Origin of the sequence: Tabrizicola sp. (assembly GCF_016793705.1) — a bacterium.
Lineage (GTDB): Bacteria > Pseudomonadota > Alphaproteobacteria > Rhodobacterales > Rhodobacteraceae > Tabrizicola.
The window spans coordinates 1-4,330 of record NZ_JAEULO010000022.1 but is presented as its reverse complement, the minus strand read 5'-3'; the positions used below and the strand labels follow the sequence as shown (position 1 = coordinate 4,330).

The 4,330-nt window shown below is 67.3% G+C and carries 4 protein-coding genes; 2 read left to right on the top strand and 2 right to left on the bottom strand.

Features of this window, described 5'->3' with window-relative positions:
• Window positions 1-28: 28 nt before the first annotated feature.
• Entirely contained in the window at window positions 29-235 is a 207-nt protein-coding gene (locus tag JNJ68_RS04515; RefSeq protein WP_294979545.1) for a cold-shock protein, read from the top strand.
• Between the two features lie 32 nt (window positions 236-267).
• On the opposite strand, the gene JNJ68_RS04510 is transcribed toward JNJ68_RS04515, so the two are convergent.
• The gene (locus tag JNJ68_RS04510) at window positions 268-699 is read right to left on the bottom strand and encodes a hypothetical protein (protein ID WP_294979544.1); all 432 of its coding nucleotides are present in this window, start codon (window positions 697-699) and stop codon (window positions 268-270) included.
• Between the two features lie 263 nt (window positions 700-962).
• Between JNJ68_RS04510 and JNJ68_RS04505 the strand changes: the two genes are divergently transcribed.
• The gene (locus JNJ68_RS04505) at window positions 963-1,709 is read left to right on the top strand and encodes a class II aldolase and adducin N-terminal domain-containing protein (protein ID WP_294979543.1); all 747 of its coding nucleotides are present in this window, start codon (window positions 963-965) and stop codon (window positions 1,707-1,709) included.
• Between the two features lie 128 nt (window positions 1,710-1,837).
• Here JNJ68_RS04505 and JNJ68_RS04500 read toward each other — a convergent pair.
• Window positions 1,838-4,330 (bottom strand): hydantoinase B/oxoprolinase family protein (locus JNJ68_RS04500; protein WP_294979540.1); only part of this gene is annotated, 2,493 nt, incomplete at its 5' end.

Below are 4,330 nucleotides of genomic sequence, written 5' to 3'. Positions count from 1 at the left end.
GGGCGGCATGACTTGAGGAGACTTCACGATGGCCAAGGGCACCGTGAAATGGTTCAATGAAACCAAAGGCTACGGCTTCATCGCCCCGGAAGGCGGCAAGAAGGACGTGTTCGTCCACATCACCGCGCTGGAGCGTGCGGGCCTGCGCAGCCTGAAAGACGGCCAGCCGGTCACGTTCGACATCGAATCCGGCCGTGACGGCCGCGAATCCGCGACCAACCTGGCGCTGGCATAAGCCTGTCGGGGGCGGTTCGCCGCCCCCACCCTTCAGTTCATCGTAAGCGCCGCCCGGTCCCGCAGGACATGATCGAAGCCGATCCGGAAGCTGGCATCCGAGACGTCCTGCGGCAGGCAGACCGCCGTGCGGCGGCCAAGGGGATAGGCGGGAACGTCGAACTCGCGGCTGACCAGCATCACCCGCATCTTCGCATCCCCGGCAATCAACGTGGAAATCGCCCGCTCCGCCCCGGCGATGCCGCCGAACCCGTCGCAATCCATCACGAAAAGATCGTAGCCGAACGGATCGTCCAGGATCGCGCTGACCGCGTCATCCAGCGTGTCGGCGACTTCCACAACGCTGCCGTAATCGGCAAGTCTCCGGCCGGTGCGGCCTTCGGCATGGTCGCTCAAAAGCATGACCCGCACGCCCAGTGTGTGCAGCTGGGCCCGCTGGCGGTCGGTCTGAATGAATGTCTGCACGCGCACTCCTCCACTACCTTTGGCCAATGTCATTGAAGAATGCGGAGAGCATTCGCCCGAAAAAAGGAAACTTGCAGGTAAAACTGCGTGAACACCGCCACATTCAAGCCAAAGTTGCCTTGTCCGGGCCCCGGCTCCGCACTCTGGTTGTAAGACTCACGCCTTTCCGGCGGTCGGATACCCATCCCGATCCTGTTACCCTATCATGCGACCGATTGCAGCCCTTGATTGGGCCGACACCTGATTCGCCGTAGGAGCAGCCGATGAACCAGCACAGCAACATGACCTTCCTCGACCTGCGGCAGGACCTCGCCGCCGCCTTCCGCTGGACCGCGCGGCTGAACCTGCATGAGGCGGTGGCGAACCACTTTTCGCTGGCGGTCAACCCCGAGGGCACCCGCTTCCTGATCAACCCGAACGGGCGCCACTTCAGCCGGATCACCGCCTCCTCGCTGGTCGAGATCGACGCGAACGACCCGCATACCATGTCCCGCCCCGACGCGCCCGACCCCACGGCCTGGGGCCTGCACGGCTCCATCCACCGCGCCTGCCCCCATGCCGCCTGTGTCATGCACGTCCATTCGATCCACGCCACCGTGCTCGCCAGCCTCGCCGACTCGCGCCTGCCCGCCATCGACCAGAATACCGCGATGTTCCACAATCGCCACGTCATCGACGATCACTACGGCGGCATGGCCTTCGAGGAAGAGGGCGCCCGCTGCGCGCAGCTTCTGTCCGACTCGAAGATCACCACGATGATCATGGGCAATCACGGCGTCCTGGTCGTGGGCCGCACTGTGGCCGAGACCTTCAACCGGCTCTACTATTTCGAGCGGGCTGCCGAGACCTATATACGCGCGCTCCAGACCGGACGCCCCTTGCGTGTCCTGCCCGAAGCCATCGCCGAGAAGACCGCACAGGAATGGGAGGCCTATCCCGGCTTCGCCGATGCCCATCTCCGCGAACTCCGCGCCATCCTCGACGCCGAGGACCCAGGCTATGCTGCCTAGAAAGCGCTAAGACCCCGCGGAAACGCGAACCAGACCCCAGCCCTGATCCGGCGAACTAAGTCCAAGAATTCTCTAGAAAATTCTTGGACTTCGGGCCGGTTTGCCCATTCTGGCAGGCGCCTCCTGCGCTACGCCCCCCAGCCGCCGCCGCCCGGCGTCCGCATCTCGAAGACCGCGCCTTCGGGCAGGTCGCGCTCGTCATTGCCCTCCAGTCGCCCGACCCGGCCATCCGGCCAGTGCACCCGGTTCTCGCCCACCGCCCCCGGCCCGCCGCCTTCGCCCCCGAACGGCGCGACCTTCCTGCTGCCGCACAGCGTCGTGACCGTGACTGGCGCCAGGAACCGCAGCTTCCGCACCGCCCCGTCGCCGCCGCGCCAGCGCCCCTCGCCCCCGGACCCACGCCGGATCGAGAACTCCTCCAGCCGCACCGGGAACCGCTTCTCCAGCACTTCCGGGTCGGTCATCCGCGTGTTGGTCATGTGGCTCTGCACCGCATCGCAGCCCCGGAACCCCGGGCCAGCCCCGGTGCCGCCCGCGATGGTCTCATAGTTCTGGAAGCGGTCGTTGCCCCAGATGAAGTTGTTCATCGTCCCCTGCGCCGCGGCCACCACGCCCAGCGCGCCGTAAAGGGCGTTGCAGGCCGACTGGCTGACCTCGGTATTCCCCGCGATCACCGCAGCCGGGGCGACCGGGTTCAGAAGCGTTCCCTCCGGCACGATGATCGTCAGCGGCTTCAGGCAACCCTCGTTCAGCGGGATGGACTTGCCGACCAAGGTGCGGAACACATACAGCACCACCGCTCGCGTCACCGCCTGCGGGGCATTGTAGTTGCCCCTGTGCTGACCCGACGTTCCGGTGAAATCAATTTTCGCCGACCGGCTGGCATGGTCCACCGTCACCTTCACCCGGATCTCCGTCCCGATATCCATCGGATAGGTGAAAGCTCCATCATGCAGCCGGTCGATCACCGCGCGCACGCATTCCTCGGCATTCCGCTGCACATGCCCCATATAGGCCGCGACCACCTCGGCCCCATGCAGCGAGACCACCCGCATCAGTTCCCGCCGCCCGGTCTCGTTCGCGGCAATCTGCGCCTTCAGGTCCGCCATGTTCTGATCCGGCGACCGGCAAGGCCAGCGCCCCGACCCCAGCAGCGCCCTCGTCTCCGCCTCGCGCAACACCCCCCGCACCACCAGCGGGAAAAGGTCGATCACCACGCCCTCCTCCTCGATCGTCGTGCTGTCCGGCGGGGCCGATCCCGGCGTCCGCCCGCCGATGTCGGCATGGTGCCCGCGCGAGCCCAGCCAGAACGCCGCCCTGCCGCCCACGAAGACCGGGGTGATCACCGTCACATCCGGCAGATGCGTGCCCCCGTTCCAGGGCGCGTTCAGCATCCAGGCGTCACCCTCCTGCGCCGTCGCCCCCACCGCCGCAATGACCGTCTTCACCGCATGGGACATGCTGCCCAGATGCACCGGCACATGCGGGGCATTGGCCACCAGATCGCCCGCCGCATCGAAGATAGCACAGGAAAAATCCAGCCTTTCCTTGATGTTGACCGACCAGGCCGTGTTGGCCAGCGTCGCCCCCATCTGGTCGGCGACCGACATGAACAGGTTGTTGAACACCTCCAGCAGCACCGGGTCGGCCTCGGTTCCCGCCGCCGGGGGGCGGGCCACCGCCGCGACCCGGCGCAGGATCAGGTTGGCCAGCGCATCGACCACCGCTTCCCAGCCCGGCTCCACCACCGTCGTCGCCGTGGCCTCGCTGATCACCGCCGGCCCCGCGATCCGCGTTGCCCTCCCGCAATCCTCGCGCCGGTAAAGCGGCACCTCCTGCCAGCGCCCCCCGGCCCAGACCCGAAGCCGCTCCACCGGCTGCCCCGCCCCGGACCCCGGTGCCAGGTCCGGTAGCCCCGCACCCCCACCCTCGGCCTCGACCGCCAGCATCTCGAACAGCATCGCCCGCTCTGGCGAGGTGAAGCCGAACCGCGCCTGATGCGCCGCCGCGAAATCCTGCGCCATGGCCGTTTCATCCCCGAACGGCACCGGCAGCGACTGGTGCTGCCCCTCATAGCGCAGATGCGCCGTGCGCGTGACCTGCGGGACGGCGATGCCCTGCGCCATCAGTTCGCCCGACGCCTCCCCCGCCAAGGCCTCGATCCTCTCGCGCGCCTCACCCACCGCCGACAGCGGCGCATCGAACTGCGCCTCGCGCAGGCTTCGCAGATGCGCCAGCCCCATGCCGAAGGCCGACAGCACCCCGGCCTGCGGGTGGATGAAAACTGTTTTCATACCAAGAGCATCCGCCACCCCGCAGGCATGCTGCCCGCCCGCGCCGCCGAAGCATTGCAGGGCGTAGGCCGTCACGTCATGCCCGCGCTGGACGCTGATCTTCTTGATCGCATTCGCCATATTGTCGATGGCAATCCGCAGGAAGCCCTCGGCGATCATCTCCGGCGCGTCCAGACGCCCCGTCAGCGCCGCCACCTCCCGCGCCAGCGCCGCGAATTTCTCCCGCACCACTTCCGCGTCGAGCCGCTGGTCCCCGCCCGGCCCGAAGACCGCCGGGAAATGCGCCGGTGACAGCCGCCCCAGCATCACGTTGCAGTCGGTGATCGT

Coding starts and splice junctions, on each gene's coding strand:
- JNJ68_RS04515 (WP_294979545.1), top strand. CDS start 29: ATGGCCAAGGGCACCGTGAAATGGTTCAATGAAACCAAAGGCTACGGC.
- JNJ68_RS04505 (WP_294979543.1), top strand. CDS start 963: ATGAACCAGCACAGCAACATGACCTTCCTCGACCTGCGGCAGGACCTC.